Origin of the sequence: Pseudomonas gorinensis (assembly GCF_042015035.1) — a bacterium.
Taxonomy (GTDB): Bacteria; Pseudomonadota; Gammaproteobacteria; order Pseudomonadales; family Pseudomonadaceae; genus Aquipseudomonas; species Aquipseudomonas gorinensis.
This window is the reverse complement of record NZ_CP167125.1, coordinates 3,879,776-3,899,970: the sequence shown is the minus strand read 5'-3', so window position 1 is coordinate 3,899,970 and position 20,195 is coordinate 3,879,776. Positions and strand designations below refer to the sequence as shown.

Sequence of the window (20,195 nt, the reverse complement as noted above, 5' to 3'; positions counted from 1 at the left end):
TAGGAACCTTTATGCAACGCAAGTCCCTGACCCGCGACGAATGCCCCATCGCCCGCAGCCTCGACCGGGTAGGGGAGTGGTGGAGCATTTTGATCATGCGCGACGCGCTGCAGGGGCTGCGCCGCTTCGATGAGTTTTCGCGCAGCTTGGGCATCGCTCCCAACATGCTCACGCGCCGCCTGACTGCGTTGGTGGAGGCGGGGATGTTGGAACGCAGGGCCTACAGCGAGCGGCCGCCGCGCTACGAATATGTACCGACCGCCAAGGGTGAGGATTTCCGCATGGTGCTGATGTCGCTGGTGGCGTGGGGCAACCGGCATTACGCCGAAGAGGGCACCAGTGTCGAGTTGGTCGAGCGGGACACCGGGCGACCGCTACAGCCTATGCTGGCGAGCGCCGAGGGCCACATCGTGCCCTTGGATCGCTGTGTGTTGCAGGCCGGCCCGGCGGCCAGCACCGGCATGCGTGAGCGGTTGGCTTCGCTCGCCGCAAAGCCTTGAATCATGCCGGCTCGCGCAAAAAACTTGACGTCAGAAAATAATCATTTTTGCGCGGTTAAGTCGCGTATTTCCCAGCCGATAGCGAATGAAGACATAGGTTTTTTCCGCACGGCTGAGGTACGTCATGTTCAACACAACGCTCAAAACCGAACTGGCGGCCAGGACGGCCGAAGTCACCGAGTTCAAAGGACTGATCAGCGCCCTGGAACGCTCCATGGCAGTGGTCGAATTCGACCTCAACGGCAAGGTACTGCGTGCCAACGACAACTTTCTGAAAACCCTGGGTTACAGCCGCGACCAGTTGGCGGGGAAATCCCACCGTGACTTTTGCTTGCCAGCGCTGACCAACAGCCCGGCCTACAGCCAGTTCTGGGGTGAGCTCAAGGCCGGTAAGTTCGTGTCGGGCACTTTTAAGCGGGTGGATGCCCACGGCAAGACCGTCTGGCTGGAAGCCAGCTACAACCCGGTGCTGGATGAGCGTGGCCAAGTGCTGAAAGTGGTCAAGTACGCCCTGGATGTCACGAGCAAAGTCGAACAGGAGGCGGCGACCCGCAGCAAACTGGCCGCAGTGGACCGGGCAATGGCAGTGATCGAGTTCGACTTGAACGGTCAGGTACTGGACGCCAACGAGAACTTTCTGCACGTCATGGGCTATACGCTGGCCGAAATCAAAGGCAAACACCACCGCCTGTTTTGCGAGCCCAGCCTGATCAACAGCAGCGAGTACACCGATTTCTGGCGCCGCTTGAACAACGGTGAATTCTTCACTGGGCAATTCAAGCGCCTCGGCAAGCATGGCCGTGTCGCGTGGCTGGAGGCCAGTTACAACCCGGTCTACGACGGCGACGGCACACTGGTCAAGATCGTCAAGTTTGCCAGTGACATCACTGAACGGGTGGAGAAGTTCGAGGAAGACTCGCGTGGCGCTTCCCGTGCCTACCATATCTCGTCCGAAACCGAACGCTTCGCCGAGCACGGTACCCAGGTGATCCACGACACGGCCACGGAAATGCGCCGGATTGCCGAGCACATTGGTGCCTCGGCGCGACTGGTGGGGCAACTGGGCGATCGTTCCGAGCAGATCACCGCTATCGTCAACACCATTCGCGGCATCGCCGACCAGACCAACCTGCTGGCGCTCAACGCCGCCATCGAGGCGGCACGGGCCGGCGACCAGGGCCGCGGGTTTGCCGTGGTGGCCGACGAGGTCAGGCAGCTGGCGGGACGCACCAGCCGCTCCACGGCGGAGATCGCCGAGATGATCGGCATGATCCTGTCGGAGACCCGAGATGCAGTCACCAGCATGAATGCCACCCAGGAAGGCGCGCAGCGTGGGGTCAGCCTGGCTGACCAGGCGGGTTCGGTGATCCTGCAGATCCGCACCAGCACCAGTGACGCGGTGAAAGCCGTGAGTATGTTTGCGTCCAAGATGGATGAGTCGGAAGTGATTCCGAAAACAGCGGTCGGCTGGGTGGGTTAGCCGCTGTGCGCCGGCCAGCGATGACGCTGGCCGGCGCGCAGCCGCCGCTTACAACAGGGTGAACGGGTAGTCGACGATCAGCCGCAGTTCGTTCAAGTTGCCGTCACCTTGGTCGGCATTCGACGCCACGATGGCATCGCGCACGCGCAGCGACAGGTTTTTCGCCGGGCCGCTCTGGACGACGTATTTGGCTTCCACATCTGTTTCGTGGTGCGCGCCATCGGCACCGTAATCACCGGCATAGGCGCTGTTGGCCGGCGTGTGGGTGCCATCGATGTCCGAACCGTTGATGTAGCGGGCCATGAAGCTCAAGCCCGGCACGCCGTAGCTGGCCAGGTTCAGGTCATAGCGAATCCCCCAGGATTGCTCGCCTGGGCCGTTGAAGTCACCCCATTGCACCGAGTTGGCCAGGTACACCGAATCGCCGCCTTCACCCGCGCCGTTGTTGCCGGTACCGATGTAATCGAACGGCGTGTCGCCATGCACTTTCTGGAACGACAGCGTCAGGGTATGGGCCGTCAGGAACGAATAGGCCGCCGCCAGCGAATAGGTGGTGTTGTTGATCGCTCCGGCCTTGGCGCTGCCCGTATCGAGGGTGCGATACAGGTTGCCATCCAACGCCAGCGACTGGTCATGCCCCAACGGCAGCACATAGTTGAGGTTGGTGTAGTACTGGCGCCAGATATCTTCCAGTTCACCGGCATACACGGTTGCACTCAGCGACGGGCTGAAGGTGTATTTGCCACCGACAAAGCTCGCACTGGAAGCCGGCACGTTGGCGTAGGTGGCGTAGATGTCGTGGTCATGGTTGCTGGTCATGCCACTGTTGGTGCTGGTGAAGTGCCCGGCCTCCAGGTCCAGCCCCGCGATTTCACTGCTGGTCAGGTCAAAGCCGGTGGCCGTCTGCGGTAACAGGCGAGTGCCACCGGTGGCGAAGACGGGCGCGGTGGGTTGCATGTCGCCGAATTTCAGTTGGGTCTTGGATATTTTCACCTTCACCGCAGCCCCCACGGAACCATAGGCGTCTTCCGGATCGCCGTGGCGGTCGGTCGGCAAGTTACCGGTACCGGCATCCTGGTGCGTGGCGTCCAGTTTCAAACCGCCAAAGGCGTAGGCATCCACGCCAAAACCAATGGTGCCCTGGGTGAAGCCCGAGGCGTAATTGAGCATGGCGCCTTGAGTCCAGTCCCGGTTGTCGGCCCGGCCACCTTCGCGGTTGCGGTTCATGTAGTAATTGCGCAACAGCCCGGTGACGCTGCTGCCGTCGATAAAACCTTTGGCGTCGGCCTGGTCCGTCACGGACTCGGCGAGGGCCACCTGGCTGATACTGGCGCATATCGCCAGTGTTAACAGGCTCCACTGTTTGACCATGTTATTTACTTCCCCGAAATGATTGACGCGCACAGAAACACCGCACTTTTTACAGGGCGCATGAAGTTTTATTGGGCAGATGTTTCAGGTAAGAGAGACTGGTTTTTATTGTGCTCGACGTGTTTGTCGAAGCCGATTCTAAGCACAGTTTCCGCGGCCTGCAGCCGGCATTTGATTAAACTCGATTAATTAAACTTCACGTTTTTTAATCGGTCATGGGTGTAGCGTTGAAGCTGTCTTAGCCGCTCTGCTTCGACAAAAACCTTTGGTTGCCGCCGTAGTCGCTACGGCGGATTTTTTCTGTGCTTGGTTGGTCGATAAGTTCTGCGGCCTTTATGTCGGGCAGCTCGCTGCCAAGTTCAAGGCGCAGGTTTTTTAGCCGACGGGGGGCAAGTCTTCAGCGCTCAAATCAAACGCCCTCGGCGCAAAGCCGAATTGTTCACGCGCCGCTGAATGATCAAAGGTCAGGTCCTGGCTCATGCGCTGCGCCATGGCGCTTGAAAGGTGGCGATAACGCGGCAGGCAGCGTGCGAGCGCGATCACCTGGCGCAATAGCCAGGCCGGAACGTTGAGCGTCCGTTCCGGCCGCCCTACGGCCTGGAACACTCGCCTGACCATGGCGTGGTAGGGCAAGGTTTGTGCGCCTGACAGGTTGTAGCTGCCACTTGGCCAGCCCCTGGTTTCCAGGGCGGCAACGCATACCTGGACAATATCGTCACAGTGGACCGGTTGACGCAGGCCCACGCTGTTACCGACCAACGGGAAGAAACCGTAGCGCTGAATGAACCGGGCTATCTCGCAAATGCTTTTGTCCTTCCCATGCCCGTAGATCAGGGTCGGGCGTAGAACAGCCCACTGCGTGTTGTGTTCGACCGCCCACTGCTGCAAGCGTTGCTCGGCATTGACCAGGCGTTGCGCCAGGGCACGCTCGCGAGGATCAGGCGAGGCTTGCTTGGTAAAGCGACTTGTCGAAGACAGGACCACGACGCACTTTACGTGAGCGCTGGCCAAACGTTCCAGGTAGTCAGGTAACACCCAGGCCGGGGCCAGCGAAACAAACGCGTCCAGGCATAGCTCCGGCCAGGTCTCGGCCGGCAGCCAGGTCACGTGTTCCTGGCAGGGTCTGCCGCCTTGACGGCTGAACGCGACGACCTGATGGCCTTCCCGCGCCAGGGCCCGCAACAGATGCTCACCGAGGAAGCTGGAACCACCGAGCAGGCCGATGCGCACCTCATTGCTCCCTGGGGCGGTTGTTCAACGCCGCCAGACACCGGGTGAACGCGTGACGCCCGACCATCAGGCCGAATCGAAACCAGACGCCAATCACCACGAACACCCACAAGAACACTGAATATTGCCGGCGGAAGAATTTGCGGTAAAACCGCAGGATTCCACGGTGCTTGTGCCACTCCACAAAATACGGGCGGTTCCGACTGCAGCCTCCGAACACATGCGTCACCTGGGCATCCGGTACAAACAGGACGTTCCAGCCACCATGGTGAAAACGCATGCACCAGTCCAGGTCTTCGCAGTGCAGAAAATAGTCTTCGTCCCATAAACCAATGTGTTCGATCGCCTCGCGCTTGACCAACATGCACGCCCCGGAAATGGCTTCGACAGCAATGGGCTGCGGGGGCAGGGCTTCCTGATGCAGCAGGAAGTCGGAAAACAGCGCTGGCCAGAACCTGGCCAGACGCGACAGCCCGAACGCCCGCATGAATGCGCGCCTGGGCGTGGGAAATACGCGTCGGCCACCGGCCTGCTCAGTACCATCGAGATTGCACAGCAGGCCGCCTACCGCACCTATATCGGCCGCCCCGTGCAAGGCCGTCAGCAAACGCTCGATGGCTTGCGGAGCAATAACCGTGTCCGGGTTCAGGAACAGCAGGTTGGGTGCACTTGCAAGCCGTGCGCCCTGGTTACAGGCAACGGCGAAGCCCAGGTTTGCATCGTTACGAATGATGTGCAGGGCATCGCCCACCGCACAGGTGCTCAGCAACCTGGCCAGGCTGTCATCATGGGAGTGGTTATCCACCACGATGACTCGGGTTGCACCGGCGTCAAGCACCGACTTCACACATGCCTGCAATAGGGCCCCCGCGTTGTAATTGACGATGATCACATCGCATTCGCGCGTTGGCGGCGCGTTGGCCTGCGTATCGAAAACCTGTACTTCCTGTACTTCCAACGGTGTCACTCCCTGTTCGTCCCGTCTGGTTATCGATTCACGTACACGCCCGGTCGCTCAAGGTATCGCCACGGAAAATCGAGTCGTCCAGGAGTTTTCGTGGCGAAACCTGCGCGTGTATGCGTCTGATTCATTGAAGTTCAGCGCCTTGTCCATGGCCTGCCGGATGTCCCCGGGCCCCTCCACGAGAAAAGTGCCCGGGCACGTACCTCGGTGGGCCATCTCGCCAAATACCGTACTGATCACTGGCAGGCCAAGCGCCCGATATTCGTAGTACTTGATCGGGTCGACATACCGTGTCAGCGCGTCGCTGGTGAAGGGAATCAACCCGACATCGAACGCCGCCATGGCTTTCAAGGCGTCCTCGTGGGATACCTCGCCACTCAAGTGGATGTTGCCGGGCAGACCAGCAGGCACAGGGGTGTGCAGCGGGCCGACCAGGCGTATGTCGGCATGCGGAAACGCCTCGGCGAGGGCAATCACGACATCCCAGGCAAACCACTTGGCGATGGTGCCGACGTAGCCCAGGACGGGTGTATTCCCTCGGCCTGCATGCGAATGCTGGCGGCTGGGCAGGCGCTCGATGGCGCAGGCATTGCCGAGCAGCTTGACGTTGTCCGAGCAGGCCAGCATTTGCGTCAGCAGCGCCGAGGAAGAAGCCAGTACCGTGGACACCGATTGAGCCGTGTGGCGTTGGCGGCGTTCCATGGCCCGGCGTGACAGCCCTGTATAGAACTCGGAAAAATTATCCATGGCATCGTAAAAGCTGGCTTCGAAAACAGGCTCCTGCAGCAGTCTCGACGCCAGGTGCGAAGGCTTGCCAATTCCCAGCACCGTGGGCTGTTGCGCAAACTCCCGCGCTTTCACAATCAGCGATTGCCAGAGCGGGCGGTTGATCCAGCCTGAGCCAGGCATCGGCTCGATTGGCAAGGCGCGAGGCTCGAGCACGGTCAACCATGCCGGCAAGGGCGCCTGTGCGACGGCAGGTGCAGGCCGCAGCCTTCTGAAATCGCTGAGTGTCGGAAAACGCGTGGGGTAGGGGTCTATCCAAAGGACGGGGGCGCCGGTTTTTTCATGGAAGCAGCGCACCAGTTCATGGGGTCGCTGGCTGAAGCTATGCCAGCGCATCGGTGAGAGATAGATCAGGCGCATGTGGAGAAATGCGCCGTCAATACCTGCACGATCCGCTCTGCGGCCATGCCATCCCCATAGGGGGATTGATCCTTGATCATGCTCGAGTAGAGCCCCTCGTCGTCGAGCAGATGCTGCACTGCCTGGACGATATCGGCAGTTCGGGTACCCACCAGCTTCACCATGCCATGCTCTATGGCTTCCTGGCGTTCGGTCTCGTTGCGCAACACCAGCACGGGCACGCCCAGGGCCGGCGCCTCTTCCTGAATGCCGCCCGAATCGCTGAGTACCAGGAAGGCGCTCTTCATGACGCGAATAAAGTGGTGGTAGCCCAGGGACGGGCAAAGCTCGATCCGTGGATGTCCTCCCAGCGCCGCCTCGACAGGCACTTTGACGCTGGGGTTCGGATGCACCGGGAAAATCACGCGCAAATCTTCATTGCGGTCGACCAGGTGGCGAATTGCGGTACAGATGTCGAGCAGGGGCGCGCCGAAGCTCTCCCGGCGATGCAAGGTCACCAGCAGGCGGCGTTCACCGTCGAGGGCGCCCTCGGTCGGTTCGTCACCCCGGCGAAGGCTCTGGTGCAGCGCGTCGATCACGGTATTGCCCGTGAGGTGGATGGCCTGGGGGGCAATGCCTTCGCCCAACAAATTGCCGCGAGCCCTAGGGGTCGGTGCGAAGTGCCATTTGGCAATGCGGCTGGTGACTGTCCGGTTCAGTTCCTCGGGAAACGGATTGCCCAGGTCGCCAGTGCGTAACCCGGCTTCCACGTGGCCAAAAGGAACCTGCTGGTAGAAACACGACAGGGCGGTGGCGAATACCGTCGAGGTATCGCCCTGTGCCAGCACGGCATCCGGACGCCACTCCAGCAGCAGTCGCTCGACCTGCGTCAGCAGGCGGCAGGTGAGGGCACTGAGCGACTGTTGGGGCTGCATCAGGTCCAGGTCCAGGTCGGGCTCGATATTGAACTCGCGCAATGCCTGGTCCATCAGTTCGCGGTGTTGCGCGGTGGCGACGACGTGGCAGGCGAACTGGGGCGAACGCTTGAGGGCATGGATGACCGGGGCCATCTTGATGACTTCCGGTCGCGTGCCCACTACTACAACTATCTTGCTTACGGGCATGTCGTTATCCATAACGGTGGGGTATCCAGGTGCCCCATTTTTTCTCGTAGATCGCTTTGTTCCGATCAAACAGGGCCTGGCGTTGGTCAATATCCATAAGGTTGAAGCTCGCCGACAGGTGATGGTGGATAAACACATCCCGAGCACAGGCATTGAAAAAACCCGCTTGCTCGACGCGCCGGCAGTAGTCGTCGTCTTCGAAGAAGCCACAGCCGAACGCTTCGTCCAGCGGTCCCACTTGAGCATAGGTGCTGCGTCGCAACATCACACAGAAAAAAGCCAGGGTCGGCAGTACGAACCACTCTCCCAGGTGCCTGTAGGTATACCCGCAGGCCCGATCAGGCATGTCTGCCAGTGAGTACGTAAGATCGATCTTGGCCTGGTTGCCGATATTGTTGGTGACGGGGCCGACCAGGCCGATACCGGGGTTGCGGTCCAGATGCCTGCGCAGGGTGTCTGCCCAGCCTGGGGTCACCTGGGTATCGTTGTTGAGCAGTACGAAGTAGTCCCCGGTAGCCACTGCCAGCCCCTGATTGTTGGCGGCGGCAAAACCACGGTTGTCGGCATTGAGGATGACGACCTGTCCATTGGCCTTGGCCCACTGATCGAGAAACGCCGGTGTGCCATCGCTGGAGCCGTTGTCGACCACAATGATTTCCAGCGCGGCGGCCTGGGCATTGGCGGTCAGGCTGGCCAGGCATGCCTGGGTCAGGGCCAGATTGTTGTAGGTCACCACAATCACACTGATCTCGCGCGGCACGTGCTGGGGTTCGGTGACGCTGAGCAAGGCGTCACGGCGCTGTTCCCAGGATTGGGCGGCGGCGAACGCCTGGCGCGCCGCACGGTGTTCGTCAGGTGGTTCGGCCAGTGCGTGGGCAATACCGTCGATAAATTCAGCCGGGTTTTGGGCCCGACGTATCAGCGCGCCAAACTGGTGGGTTTCTGGCAAATCGATGGCCACCACCGGCTTGCCGGCGCTGAGGTATTCGTAGACTTTCACCGGGTTGGTCGCCAGGGTCAACGGTATGACCTGGAACGGCAGGAGGCACACGTCCATCGCATACAAGTAGCTGGGGAGGGTGCTGTAGCTGACCTCGCCGGTGAATTGCACATTGGGATGGTGGCGCAGCTTATGCCGGGCGTTGGTGGTGTCCTCACCGACCAGGAGCACCAGGTGGTGCGCAAAGGCATCGGCAATGGCTGAAACCAGTTCGGTATCGAACCATTCGGCAATCGCGCCGTAATAGCCGATGATCTTGCGCCCTTGCGGGTCGTTGAACAGCGAGACGGGGCGCCTTGAAAAAAAACCGAAGTCCGCCGCGTTTCGAATCACCGTGCGCTGCGCGGAGGGCGTCTGCCCCCATTGCTGGGCGAGCCGGTCGGAAGTGAACACGGTTGCCTGGGCCTCCAGCACCAACTGCTGCTCAAGCTTCAGAATGCCGGCATCGGTGTTGCTGAAACCTTGGTGATGATCGATGCAGTCATAGACCATGCGGCTATTCGGCGCGGCCTTGGCCACGTCAAGCCAGAAAGGGTGGTGCACGATCCCGACCACCGCGCGGGGCCGGGTACACAGCAAGAGTTCGCCCAACCCATAGCGCAGCTGCGCCACCTGGATCGATGAGGGGACGGTGGAGTAAATGGAAGGCGGGTCGCTCAGGTGCAATTGGACTTCGAACAGGTTCCCCCTCTCATTGAGCGGATAGATGGAGAAACCTGGCTGATTCGAGGCCTTGAGCGTGCTGGAGACATAAAACACCCGTCGCCCACTGGCACTCAGTACCTGGGCGAGTTGTTGCGGCCGCTGATGGCGGAAGCTCCAGTCGATCACCCCCCAGATGATGTAGTCCGGGTACTGGGTGTCGGCGAGCAGTTGCAACTGCTTGACCGGGGGTGTTTCGCGCACCTGCGGCCACTGGCTTAACCGACGCACCGGCCGGAACCAGGCGCCACGGTAGATCACGCTCAGGCGCCTGCGCAGCCAAGGGGGCAACGGCAACCCACGCAGCCACGTGAGCAGACCCGTCATCAGCGCTGTCGCCACCTTACGCATACCAATCCGCTCCGCCATGCGTAACGCCTTGGCGATGGGGCGAGTAGTCATGCAGCGGGGTGTCGTCCCCCTCTGGCCACATGGAACTGGTCGAGCCCGGGCGATAGAACGTTACGGTAATACTGCGCCGGGAAACCGGGCTGTCGTCGACCACCCGTGACACGGCATGCCAGGAGGTGTCGCTACGCACCAGTACGGCCGAGTTGCCGACCACGGGAGGAATCTGCTCGAAGACGCTGTCGGGGTCCCTGGAACCGAGAATTTGCAGGCAACCGCCGCGCGCCGGGTTCCAGCTGTCATTGAAATAGAGGATATGGGTGACGACCTTGTCTGCCAGGTCCGGATGCGGGCCAAGGTTGGCGCCGGGACCGTAATGGAACAGGTTGACTTCCATGGGCGCGACACTCAGGTCCAGCCCCGTCAATGCGCTCAATGCCTGGCGGTAGGCCGATGAGCGCAGATCCTGCGCCAGTGCCATCCAATGCGGGCTGAGGGCCTGAGGGTTGACCACTTGGCCGGTGGTCATGGCGATCAATTGCCTGGCTTCGTACTCGTAGTCCTTTTCTCCGCCGTAGCCCTTGACCACTTTGAAATGATCGCAGGGGTAGGTCTCGGCCAGTGCCGCGGCGTCCTGCGGGCTGTATAAACCGTCGACCTGGGCCCAACGGAACGGTTGGTGGTGCAGGTGATGACGGGCGATCTTCTCCAGGTTGATCATGACGTGCTCCTTGAAATCAGTCGTTTAAAGCGGTGGTAGGCGCTGCGCCAATCGGGCTGCGTGGCCTGCGCCAACGGGCGCGGGGTTTCCACCGCCGCCTGCTGTGGCCCTTGCATGTTTTCGAGCAGTGCGGGCAGGAATTGCCAGAGGCGGTTGATGACTTCCGGGGCGGCCGCCCGTCGGGAAACGATGAGCCGCGCCACCTGGTCCCAGTGTTCACGCAACTGCTCGACGGCTTGGCAAGTGGCAGCGGAGAGGGGCCGCCTGCCAAGTTGATCGACCAGCCACTGCGGGTCCAACGTCTGGTCATGACGCAACTGGAAGACCCGCCCGTAGGCAGGCAAGGCCGTGAATTTGCCGACTTCCAGGTCCGCTGAGCAGAAGACCGGCAGGCCGAAAGCGATTGCGCTGATTGCCAGGTGGTAACTGTGGCCCACCACGCCTGCCGAGTGCGCAATCAGTTCGGCCAGCAGCAACGGCGACGGCCAGAACGGTAGGGTGACTGCGCGGTCCAGCGGTGCCCCGAGGGCTGACGGGTGATCGCCCAGGACCGGTCCAATGGGCAGGACCAGTAATTTCACCCCGGCCAACACATCACTGTTGCTGCGCCAAAGCGCGAGAAAGCTCTGCAAGCCTTGGGTGGCGTGTACGACCACGTAGGGGCCTGCCAGGTCGTAGCGCCTGAAAATATCGCGCAATTCAGCCGACGGGGTGTGTACATCCAGTACCTGGGCCAGACCGAAGGCCGTGTCGGGCAGTACCTTGATATCGGCATGCGCGCTCAATGTTTGCAGGGCCTTTTGTGTCAAAGCATCCCGTACCCTGACATGGGGGCTGTGCTCGACAGCAAGCGCCAACAGCGGCCGGCCCCATTCGGGGATTTCATTGCAGTGCATGCCGGGGGCATTCCAGATCAGTGGCACGCCGTTTTGCAACGCCATCAGCGCGGGTACCAGCCAATACCCGGTGGGGTGATGGATAGACGGATCGGGGGGCAGGTAACCGTCGGCGACACACTTGTCGAATCGGATGATAAAGCCACCGCCGATCAGCGTCGCATCCATCTGGTGGGCAAGCGCAGGCAGTTCGGTCAACGAGGTCACGGCATAGGGCCATTTGCGTGCGGACTTCCGGTGATAGGAAAACCGGTGCATATTCACCGCGCCCAGGCGCCGGGCCAGCTCTGCCTCGGCGATGATCGGGAACAACAGGTCGCCGTAGTTCTCCACGTCAAATGTGCCGTGAATCGCTATCTGCCAGACGTTGTCTTTATCGTTATGCACGCGAGTGGTGTCCTTGTTCACTGGGCTGTGGGCTCTGTAGGGGCTATCGCCTCGATACCGAGGTCGACGATGCCGAGAAAATCGCTGTCGAGCGTCAGGGTGTCGAAGGTCAGGAGCGCGACCTGTTTCTCGATCAAGTGAGCGCTTTCCTCGGTATGGCCATTCATGAGTTTCAACGTGATGTGGTACTTGCCGGCGGCAAAGCGCGAGCGGAACCTGGCCGTGAGGTGGGCCTTGCACCAACCGTCACAGGGTTGCTCGAGCACAAGGGCCAGGTTGGCACCGCCAATCACCAGCAAGCGCGGTTCCTGGATGGTGATACTCAGGCTGGGCAGCGTGATCGACTCCCGCACCCGAGCCTCGACCCTCAACTCAATCACTTCATCATGCACAAAAGTGGAGTGCAGGCTGCCGGTGTTGGTGAAGCAGGCGCTCAGAATGCCGCCTTCGTCGGTGCCGAATGCGATGCCGTCCGCCTTGCTCAAATGCACCTTGGGCACGACGGCCACGGTATCCTCGCTGGCGCCGCGGCGCTGCTCATCACGCATATCCAGCAGGTAGCGCTCGGCAACGTCCTCGGGCCGCCCGTTGGCGCGGACTTCGCCGCCACGAAGGTAGAGCGCCCGCTTGCAGAAGCGCTTGACCATGCTCATGTCGTGGGAAACGAACAGTAATGTCGTGCCGCGCTCGGCCAGCACTTCAAGGCGCTGCAAGCACTTGAACTGAAAGGAAGCGTCGCCAACGGCGAGGGCTTCGTCGACGATCAGGATATCGGGGTCCACCCATACGGAGACCGCGAACGCCAGGCGCATGAGCATCCCGCTGGAGTACGTCCGGGTCGGCTGGTCGATAAAGTCGCCAATGGCGGCGAAGTGGGTGATTTCATCGAAACGTTTTTCGACCTCGGCGCGGCTGAGCCCCAATATCGCCCCGTTAAGAAAGACGTTCTCACGCCCCGTGAAATCGGGATTGAACCCGGAGCCCAGCTCAAGCAGCGCAGCAATACGGCCGTGGCACACCACGGATCCGGTGGTCGCGCCGAGCGTCCCACAGATCAGTTGCAACAGGGTGGATTTACCGCTGCCATTGCGGCCAATGATGCCGATCGTCTCCCCCTTGAGGATGGTCAGGTCGACGTCTTTGACAGCCCATAACGGGCGGTAAAGCGGTTTACCGCCGGGCAACAGCAATTGCTTCAGCCGGTCTCGGGGTTTGTCGTATATCCGGAAGCACTTACCCAAACCTGTTATCTGTACGGCAACCTCAGAGGACATCGGCAAATCCATTTCTCATCCACTGGAAACACTGGAAGCCCACCCACGCCACCGCACACGATGTCACCAGGCTGATCGCCCAGGACTGCGGTTCAATGGGCACACCCCAGAACAGCACGTCGCGCGCCTGCTCGATGAGCATCGCCAGCGGATTGAGCAACAACAGCGAGCGGTACGCTTCAGGCAATACGTTGACCGGGTAGAACACCGCCGACACGAACAACAGGGCGGTGGTGAAGGCACTCACCACTTGACCGACGTCTCGCAGGTACACCCCGAGGCCGGCCAGCAGCCATGAAATACCCATGGAAAACAGTATCAACGGCAACAACACCAGCGGCAGCAACAACGCGGTCACGGGCGGAGTGCCGATCAACAGGAAATGGAACAACAACCAGATGAGCAGGCTCGCCGTCGCGTGCAACAGGACCGAGCCGAGGGACATCCAAGGCAGTATCTCCAGGGGGAATATCACTTTCTTGACGTAGTTGGTGTTATGCAGGATCAAACTGGGCGCGCGCTGCACGCATTCCGCGAAGATGTTGAAGACCAGCAACCCTGCAAACACCAGCAGTGCGAACTCCGTACGCGATCCGCTGCCGCCTTGCCACTGCTGCTTGAACATCACACTGAAAACCAGGGTGTACACCAGCAGCATCAGCAGGGGGTTGAGGAAAGACCACAGCACTCCCAGCACCGAGCCCCGGTAACGGCCGAGCACATCGCGCTTGATCATCGATATCAGCAGCTCACGGTACCTCCATGGGCTGGAAAAAAAACCGCCTGACGCCTTGATCATAGCTGGCAAGTCGTGTCCCTAATATGGCGTGCGTTGTTCGGGGTCATCAAAGGTATGGCCTGGAGAGAGGGCGGTAATCGACTAAAAGTAGTTCATAAAAGGAAATACACAAGATGACGCGCGTAACCGATAGGGAATTCAATGCCGCTCTACCGGTGATGCAGAAACTGCTGTGGGGACACCAGCAAGACCGAGAACGACTGCAAGCGCTCGGGATTAACCTGATTCCGGTTAATTTCTATTCGAACACGCCCTCTATCGCCGAGACGCTGAGCGCCTACGAGTACACGGAGTCAACACCGCCTTATTTGAACTGTGGGATATTCGAGCCGGAAAACCTGCGGGCTGAACTGCTCGAACTGTTGCCTTACTCACAGGACTTCACGCCGGCCCATGCCGGGAATATGCACACCTGTCGTTCGTACTTCTGGGAAAACGGCCAGTTCATGTACAGCGATGCCATGTCTTACTACGCGTATATCCGGCGTATACGCCCGAAGAACATTGTCGAGATCGGCAGTGGCTTTTCCTCGCTGATTGCCTTGGAAGCCTTGGGTCATAACGGCATGGGCCGCTTGCGCTGTATCGAACCGTTTCCGCGTCCCTTCATCACTGCACTCGGCCAGGAGGGCGCGCTGGACCTGCACACACAACGCGCTCAAGACGTGACCGCCGACACCCTGAATGCGATGCTCGAAGACGGCGATATCCTGTTCATCGACTCCACGCATACGGTCAAGACCGGCAGCGATTGTGCGCACATCTACCTGCGCTTATTGCCGCGGATCACGCGCAAAATCACGGTGCATGTCCATGACGTCTTCCTGCCGTTCGGCCTGCCGCAGCACTGGGCGATCGATCATCAGATCTATTGGACCGAACAGTATCTGCTGCTTGCGCTGCTGATCGATAACCCGCGGACCAAGCTGCTGTTCGGCAGCGCCTACCACAAGCATTTCAATGACCAACTGCTCACGGAATTGATGCGGGGTCGCTGCGAAAGCGGCGGCGCCAGTTTCTGGTTCGAGTACGACGGGCGCAGTCAGCGTGCCGCCGACACCACGCCCTGAGCCGGTCGCCTATTCAACAGGCCCTTGCAGCCAACTCAAGCGACAGGCATTACCCCCACCTTTCTTGGCCTGATACATCGCGTCGTCCGCCCGCGCCAGCAGCTGTTCGACACACGCGCCATCCGCCGGGTAGCGGCTGATGCCCACGCTGATGTGGGTGCTCACCCGATGGCTGTCGATCATGAACGGCTGGTCGATCGCGGCGATCAGCTTGCCGGCCAACCCTTCGACCTGTTCGGCCTGGTCCATGCCATTGATCAGCACCGCGAACTCGTCGCCACTCAGCCGGCACACCACGTCAGACCGGCGTACGGTCTGGCCGAGGCGTTCGGCCACGGCAATCAACAGTTTGTCGCCGCAGACATGGCCCAACGTGTCATTGACCGATTTGAAATGGTCCACATCGATGAACATCAACGCCAGGGCCCGACGCTGCTTTGCCGCATGCTTGATCGCTTGATCGAGCAGGTTCGTGAACAGGTTGCGGTTAGGCAGGCCGGTGAGGGCGTCGTGGAACGCCAGGTGTTGCATGTAGGCACGCTCTTCGTCCATGACGTTGAAGTTGTGCAGGATGGCGATGAAATGCGTCACCACCCCGTGGGGATCGAGGACCGGGGTAATGACCTGGTTGACCGTACAACTGCCGCCATCCTTGCGGCGCTCGACCATCTCGCCTTGCCAGGTCACGCCGGCGAGGATGGTCATCCACAGTTCTCGATAGAACGTGGTGGTGTGCCGGCCGGAGGTCAGCAGGTGAGGGGTTTTCCCCACCAGTTCCGGCTTGGAGTAGCCGCTGAGCAGGCAGAACGCCTTATTGATCCAGACGATGCAACCTGTGCGCTCGGTGATCAATACCGGGTTCGTCGCAGCGTCCAATGCCCTGACCAATACTTGCTGATCTTCGTGGTTCATTGCCCCCTCCGATACCGCCAATGATGCCGTAGGCCCTGATTCAGGCTAGGGGCAAAGCACCAGGCTGCGGTTGATCAACATCAACTTTTATCGGCCCCTGCCCAGCGAAAAAGCCGGCGTGAAACTGACAAAGATCAATCGATGGCGCCTCGAAACGCTCACTCTGTAGGTCTAGTCACGTCGTGAAATGACCGCGCGCCGAGGTGCCCCATGTTGCAGCCCCAACGTTTACTGTTGATTGCCCCTTCCGCCATGACGCACACACCGGCGTTCGATCGTGCCGCCGCACTGGCGCGCGCGATGCACCTGCCGTTGCACATCGTGGCATTCGACTATTTGCAGGCCCTGGCGGTCGCGGGCCTGTTCGCCCCCGAACAGATCAGCAAGGCCCGCGAAGGCTACCTGGACGCACACCGTCACTGGCTGGCCGAGCAAGCCGGGCAGATGAGCAAACACGGGGTGGTGGTCACCAGCGAGGTGGTGTGGGTGCAGCATCCCTATGAGGAAATCCTGCACTTCGTCAACGAAATGTCGCTGGCCCTGATCATCAAGGATGCCGAGCAAGTGCCGGCGTTGAAACGGGTGTTCTTTACCCCGCTGGACTGGCAACTGCTGCGCGACTGCCCGGTGCCCGTGCACCTGGTCACCGATTCACGCCATCCGCTGCCACGCAAGGTGCTGGCGATTGTCGACGTGTTGCGCAGTGAGGAACAGGACCAGGTGTTTAACGACCAGATCGTTGAAGCCGCGGTCAAGCTGGCGGCCCAGTGTGAGGCGCAGTTGGAATTGCTGCATGTGTATGACTGGGCCGCGGTGTACGCCAAGGACATGGGCTTTGGCGCGGTTCCCCTGGCGGCCGGGCTCTATGAGGCGCTCAACGAAGCACAGCACGAAGCCTTCTCGTCCCTGGCCGAGCGCCAGGGCATTCCGGTTGAACGGCGCCACTTTATCGAAGGCGTACCGCTGTTCAACATCTGCGACTTCGCCCACACGCATCAGAGCGACATTATCGTGATGGGGACCGTGCAGCACTGGGGGTTGGACAAACTGCTCGGCACCACCGCCGAGAGCCTGCTGCAACGCGCGCCCTGCAGTGTGTGGGCGATTAAACCCGCACGGGGTTGAGCCATTGAACCCGCCGCCAACGTGGCCGGCGCCCGAAGAGGTGTGAAATGAGCCAGTACCAACGTCTGCTGCTGATCACTGATCGCACGCTGTATCACTCCCCGGCGCTGCTCCGGGCGGTGTCACTGGCCAAGGCGTGTAACGCGACCCTCGATGTGCGGGCGTTCATCGAACCCGCGCCGATTATCCACTTGTGGGAGGAGCGCGTGGACGAGTCGGTGTATCAGGACTACCTGAGCCGCTATCGCCACTGGTTGGTCGAAGAAATCCAGCGCCTGGGCGGCACAGCGCTGAAGGTCTCGGTGGAACTGGTATTCACCACCCACCCCTTGCTCGACATCCTGCGCACCGTCGCTGACTTGAACCCGGACCTGGTGATCAAGGATGTGAAGCTCGAACCCCTGCTCAAACGCGTGTTCATCACCCCCCTTGACTGCCAACTGCTGCGTGAGTGCGCAACGCCGCTGCACCTGGTGAGCGAGGCCCGCTATGGCTTGCCCCACCGCGTAGTGGCAGCGGTTGATCCGTTCGATCCCGACACGCAGATCAGCGGCTTGAATGACACCATCATTCAGTGCGCCTACGCCCTAGCCCTGCAATGCGATGCGCCGTTGCACCTGTTGTACGCCTACGACCTGTCGCCCGCGTTCAATGGTGACGCGCCGCTGGTGATGGGCGGCTGGAGCGTGGACTTCGTCGAAGAGTTGCGCCAGTCCCTGCATCAGGCGTTCGTGTCGTTGGCCGACCGCTATGGGGTGCCACCGGAGCGGCGGCACTTTGTCATGGGCCAACCGGTGCCGGTGATCCAGGAGTTTGTCGAGCAGTACCTGGCGGATGTGGTGGTCATGGGCACCGTTCACCGGGTCGGGTTCGACCGACTGGTGGGCAGCAACACCGAACGCGCTTTGTATTCGGTACCGGGCAGCATTCTGGCGATCAGGCAGCCGCCAGCGAGCATCGACGGGTAGGGCGACTGTCCACTTGTTGACGAAGATCAGAGGGACACAGGCCCCGCGCCAGATACTGGAAACGAATGCCGCTGATCGATCAATGACCTGAAACGAGGGATGCACCGTGAACAAATACCTGTCCATTTCACTGCTGGCAGTATTGCTGGCAACCTCCGCCGGCTGCAGTCATCAAGCCGCCAAAACGTTTGATGCGCGCCTGGAAGCCGCGGAAAACACGGCCGCCACGGCGCGCCTGCGCGCGAATGAAGCCTACCTCAAGGCCGAACAGGCGGCGGCGTTGGCCAGCCAGGCCCAGCGCACCGCGGACGAAGCCAATGAACGGGCGATCCGCATGCTGACGACCGCCACCAAGAAATAGCCGGCGCGGCCTGTGTTCGGCGGCCGGCGCGCCGCCGTTCATGGCGTCAGCACGATCGCGCCGTTGAACTGCCCCGAACGCAAATGCGCCAAGGCTTGATTGGCCTCCTCCAGGGCAAAGCGGGTGATGTCGCAATGCACGGGCGTGTGCTGCAAGGTTTCGAAAAATGCCGCACCGTCGTGCCGCGTCAGGTTGGCCACCGAACGAACGCTGCGCTCGCCCCACAGCAACCGATAGGGAAAGGCCGGAATATCGCTCATGTGGATCCCGGCGCAAATCACACAGCCGCCTTTCACGGTGGCCGCCAACGCCAGCGGGACCAAGGCGCCGACGGGGGCGAAAATCAGGCTGGCATCCAGCAGGTGAGGAGGGGCCTGGTCCGAAGGGCCGGCCCACACCGCGCCCAGGGAGCGGGCATACGCCTGGCCGGCACTGTCATCCGGGCGGGTGAACGCGTACACGGTTTGCCCACGGCCCAGGGCGACCTGAATCGCCAGGTGCGCCGCCGCACCGAAGCCGTAAAGCCCCAGGTGGCGGGCGTCGGCAGCCATCTGCAAGGCGCGAAAGCCAATCAGCCCGGCACACAACAACGGCGCGGCTTGAACATCGGAAAGGTCGGCGGGAATCGGCAGGCAAAAGCGTGGGTCAGCCAGCGTGTATTCGGCGTAACCGCCGTCCAGCTGGCAACCGGTGAACTGCGCCCGATCGCAAAGGTTTTCGCGGCCGCTGCGACAGAAGTCACAGGTGCCACAGGTCCAGCCTAGCCAGGGCACCCCCACGCGCCGGCCGATCCAACCCGCGTCAACAGCAGCGCCCACGGCGGTCACTTCTCCGACAATTTCATGGCCCGGCACCCGTGGCAGTTGCGCTTGCGGCAACTCACCGTCCACCAGGTGCAGGTCGGTACGGCACACGCCACAGGCCAGCACCTTGATCAACAGTTGCCCGGCGGCAGGCGTCGGGATCGGCCGTTGCTCAAGTTGCAACGGCTGGCCGGGGGTGTGCAGGACCATGGCACGCATGACGCATCTCCAGCGTTAGAGGGGGCGATGACAGCCTGCGACCAGGTGCTTGAGGCCCTCCGGGTCCTGGATCGTGACATTTCGCCCCTCGACATGGGCCAAGCCCTGATCGCGCAGGTGCGCGATGCCACGGCAGATGGTTTCCAGGCGCAGGCCCAGGTAGGAGCCGATTTCCTCGCGGCGCATCTTCAACACGAAGTGCCGGGCGGAATACCCGCGAGCACTCAAGCGTTGCGACAGGCTCAGCAGGAACGCCGCCAGGCGCTCATCGGAGTTCATCTTGCCAATCAGCATCAGCAGGGTGTGATCCTGCACGATTTCACGGCTCAACAGCCGGGTGAGGTTGTGCTGCAGCGAAGGCAACTGGCGGGCGAGGTTTTCCAGGTGGGTATAGTGGATGGGGCAGACCTCACTGTCCTCCAGGGCCACCGCTGTGCAGGCATGCGCGTCGGCACTGATCGCGTCCAGGCCGAGCATGTCGCCGGCAATGTGAAAGCCGGTGACCTGTTCACGGCCGTCGACCGAGACCATGCCGGTCTTGAATGAACCGATACGCACCGCGTACAGCGAGCGCAGCGGATCGCCTGTACGGAACAGGGCTGCGCTTTTTTTACCTTGAAGCGTTGCGCGACCAGCGTGTCCAGTTGCGCCACCTCGTGCCCCCCAAGGCCGATCGGCAGGCACAGCGCCGACAGGGCGCAGTCGGAGCACTTCGTCTTGAGGGGGCGAAGTGGCTGCGGGCGCACTTGAGGCATGGAACGTAAGGCCGTCGGATTGTCGACCACAAACAAATGATGGACTGTCATACATGCACTC

The 20,195-nt window shown here is 61.1% G+C and carries 18 protein-coding genes and 2 pseudogenes; 7 read left to right on the top strand and 13 right to left on the bottom strand.

Annotation, left to right across the window (positions count from 1 at the left end; all coding sequences use genetic code 11):
• Positions 1-11: 11 nt before the first annotated feature.
• The 3 genes and pseudogenes from AB7933_RS17785 to AB7933_RS17775 all read left to right on the top strand — a co-directional run bounded on the left by AB7933_RS17785 (position 12) and on the right by AB7933_RS17775 (position 1,980).
• On the top strand, positions 12-500 hold the full coding sequence (locus AB7933_RS17785) for a winged helix-turn-helix transcriptional regulator (RefSeq protein ID WP_024075534.1): 489 nt from the start codon (positions 12-14) through the stop codon (positions 498-500).
• 124 nt (positions 501-624) lie between these two features.
• Positions 625-1,392: pseudogene (locus AB7933_RS17780) on the top strand (PAS domain-containing protein); the annotation flags it as partial.
• A gap of 3 nt (positions 1,393-1,395) precedes the next feature.
• Positions 1,396-1,980 carry a methyl-accepting chemotaxis protein gene (locus AB7933_RS17775; protein WP_256581238.1) on the top strand — a complete coding sequence of 195 codons (585 nt, stop codon included), beginning with the start codon at positions 1,396-1,398 and terminating at the stop codon, positions 1,978-1,980.
• Between the two features lie 48 nt (positions 1,981-2,028).
• On the opposite strand, the gene AB7933_RS17770 is transcribed toward AB7933_RS17775, so the two are convergent.
• The 10 genes from AB7933_RS17770 to AB7933_RS17725 form a co-directional block, all read right to left on the bottom strand.
• Complete coding sequence (locus AB7933_RS17770) at positions 2,029-3,351, bottom strand: OprD family porin (protein WP_024075532.1); 1,323 nt, start codon at positions 3,349-3,351, stop codon at positions 2,029-2,031.
• Positions 3,352-3,726: 375 nt separating this feature from the next.
• On the bottom strand, positions 3,727-4,581 hold the full coding sequence (locus AB7933_RS17765; RefSeq protein ID WP_024075531.1) for an NAD-dependent epimerase/dehydratase family protein: 855 nt from the start codon (positions 4,579-4,581) through the stop codon (positions 3,727-3,729).
• A 1-nt stretch (position 4,582) separates the two neighbouring features.
• The gene (locus AB7933_RS17760) at positions 4,583-5,548 is read right to left on the bottom strand and encodes a glycosyltransferase family 2 protein (protein WP_227496798.1); all 966 of its coding nucleotides are present in this window, start codon (positions 5,546-5,548) and stop codon (positions 4,583-4,585) included.
• A 48-nt stretch (positions 5,549-5,596) separates the two neighbouring features.
• A complete protein-coding gene (locus AB7933_RS17755) occupies positions 5,597-6,691 on the bottom strand; it encodes a glycosyltransferase (protein WP_024075529.1) in 1,095 nt (364 codons plus the stop codon).
• Complete coding sequence (gene wecB / locus AB7933_RS17750; RefSeq protein ID WP_041161220.1) at positions 6,682-7,794, bottom strand: non-hydrolyzing UDP-N-acetylglucosamine 2-epimerase; 1,113 nt, start codon at positions 7,792-7,794, stop codon at positions 6,682-6,684. The genes AB7933_RS17755 and wecB overlap by 10 nt, the downstream gene beginning before the upstream one ends.
• 4 nt (positions 7,795-7,798) lie before the next feature.
• Positions 7,799-9,898, bottom strand: a complete 2,100-nt coding sequence (locus tag AB7933_RS17745) for a glycosyltransferase (protein ID WP_236645982.1) — start codon at positions 9,896-9,898, stop codon at positions 7,799-7,801.
• Entirely contained in the window at positions 9,840-10,565 is a 726-nt protein-coding gene (locus tag AB7933_RS17740; protein WP_024075526.1) for a 2OG-Fe(II) oxygenase, read from the bottom strand. Before AB7933_RS17740 ends, AB7933_RS17745 begins: the two co-directional genes overlap by 59 nt.
• Entirely contained in the window at positions 10,562-11,848 is a 1,287-nt protein-coding gene (locus AB7933_RS17735; RefSeq protein WP_081329283.1) for a polysaccharide pyruvyl transferase family protein, read from the bottom strand. The genes AB7933_RS17740 and AB7933_RS17735 overlap by 4 nt, the downstream gene beginning before the upstream one ends.
• Positions 11,849-11,865: 17 nt before the next feature.
• Positions 11,866-13,122: an ABC transporter ATP-binding protein gene (locus tag AB7933_RS17730; protein WP_024075524.1), complete on the bottom strand. Its 1,257-nt coding sequence runs from the start codon at positions 13,120-13,122 to the stop codon at positions 11,866-11,868.
• A complete protein-coding gene (locus AB7933_RS17725) occupies positions 13,112-13,921 on the bottom strand; it encodes an ABC transporter permease (protein WP_041160942.1) in 810 nt (269 codons plus the stop codon). Before AB7933_RS17725 ends, AB7933_RS17730 begins: the two co-directional genes overlap by 11 nt.
• A 113-nt stretch (positions 13,922-14,034) precedes the next feature.
• Here AB7933_RS17725 and AB7933_RS17720 point away from each other — a divergent pair, with 113 nt between their 5' ends.
• On the top strand, positions 14,035-14,991 hold the full coding sequence (locus AB7933_RS17720) for a class I SAM-dependent methyltransferase (protein ID WP_024075522.1): 957 nt from the start codon (positions 14,035-14,037) through the stop codon (positions 14,989-14,991).
• Positions 14,992-15,000: 9 nt separating this feature from the next.
• On the opposite strand, the gene AB7933_RS17715 is transcribed toward AB7933_RS17720, so the two are convergent.
• Positions 15,001-15,903 carry a GGDEF domain-containing protein gene (locus AB7933_RS17715; RefSeq protein ID WP_024075521.1) on the bottom strand — a complete coding sequence of 301 codons (903 nt, stop codon included), beginning with the start codon at positions 15,901-15,903 and terminating at the stop codon, positions 15,001-15,003.
• Positions 15,904-16,113: 210 nt separating this feature from the next.
• Here AB7933_RS17715 and AB7933_RS17710 point away from each other — a divergent pair, with 210 nt between their 5' ends.
• From AB7933_RS17710 to AB7933_RS17700, 3 genes are all read left to right on the top strand, one after another.
• The gene (locus AB7933_RS17710) at positions 16,114-17,028 is read left to right on the top strand and encodes a universal stress protein (RefSeq protein WP_024075520.1); all 915 of its coding nucleotides are present in this window, start codon (positions 16,114-16,116) and stop codon (positions 17,026-17,028) included.
• Positions 17,029-17,075: 47 nt separating this feature from the next.
• A complete protein-coding gene (locus AB7933_RS17705; RefSeq protein WP_024075519.1) occupies positions 17,076-17,996 on the top strand; it encodes a universal stress protein in 921 nt (306 codons plus the stop codon).
• Between the two features lie 106 nt (positions 17,997-18,102).
• Positions 18,103-18,357, top strand: coding sequence for an Lpp/OprI family alanine-zipper lipoprotein (locus tag AB7933_RS17700; protein ID WP_024075518.1), 255 nt, complete (start codon positions 18,103-18,105; stop codon positions 18,355-18,357).
• Positions 18,358-18,395: 38 nt separating this feature from the next.
• Here AB7933_RS17700 and AB7933_RS17695 read toward each other — a convergent pair whose 3' ends face one another.
• Entirely contained in the window at positions 18,396-19,379 is a 984-nt protein-coding gene (locus tag AB7933_RS17695) for a zinc-dependent alcohol dehydrogenase family protein (protein WP_024075517.1), read from the bottom strand.
• Positions 19,380-19,394: 15 nt separating this feature from the next.
• Positions 19,395-20,134 (bottom strand): annotated as a pseudogene (fnr, locus tag AB7933_RS17690) (fumarate/nitrate reduction transcriptional regulator Fnr).
• Positions 20,135-20,195 lie beyond the last annotated feature (61 nt).

Coding starts and splice junctions, on each gene's coding strand:
- AB7933_RS17785 (WP_024075534.1), top strand. CDS start 12: ATGCAACGCAAGTCCCTGACCCGCGACGAATGCCCCATCGCCCGCAGC.
- AB7933_RS17770 (WP_024075532.1), bottom strand. CDS start 3,351: ATGGTCAAACAGTGGAGCCTGTTAACACTGGCGATATGCGCCAGTATC.
- AB7933_RS17755 (WP_024075529.1), bottom strand. CDS start 6,691: ATGCGCCTGATCTATCTCTCACCGATGCGCTGGCATAGCTTCAGCCAG.
- wecB (WP_041161220.1), bottom strand. CDS start 7,794: ATGCCCGTAAGCAAGATAGTTGTAGTAGTGGGCACGCGACCGGAAGTC.
- AB7933_RS17745 (WP_236645982.1), bottom strand. CDS start 9,898: ATGACTACTCGCCCCATCGCCAAGGCGTTACGCATGGCGGAGCGGATT.
- AB7933_RS17740 (WP_024075526.1), bottom strand. CDS start 10,565: ATGATCAACCTGGAGAAGATCGCCCGTCATCACCTGCACCACCAACCG.
- AB7933_RS17730 (WP_024075524.1), bottom strand. CDS start 13,122: ATGTCCTCTGAGGTTGCCGTACAGATAACAGGTTTGGGTAAGTGCTTC.
- AB7933_RS17725 (WP_041160942.1), bottom strand. CDS start 13,921: ATGATCAAGGCGTCAGGCGGTTTTTTTTCCAGCCCATGGAGGTACCGT.
- AB7933_RS17720 (WP_024075522.1), top strand. CDS start 14,035: ATGACGCGCGTAACCGATAGGGAATTCAATGCCGCTCTACCGGTGATG.
- AB7933_RS17715 (WP_024075521.1), bottom strand. CDS start 15,903: ATGAACCACGAAGATCAGCAAGTATTGGTCAGGGCATTGGACGCTGCG.
- AB7933_RS17710 (WP_024075520.1), top strand. CDS start 16,114: ATGTTGCAGCCCCAACGTTTACTGTTGATTGCCCCTTCCGCCATGACG.
- AB7933_RS17705 (WP_024075519.1), top strand. CDS start 17,076: ATGAGCCAGTACCAACGTCTGCTGCTGATCACTGATCGCACGCTGTAT.
- AB7933_RS17695 (WP_024075517.1), bottom strand. CDS start 19,379: ATGCGTGCCATGGTCCTGCACACCCCCGGCCAGCCGTTGCAACTTGAG.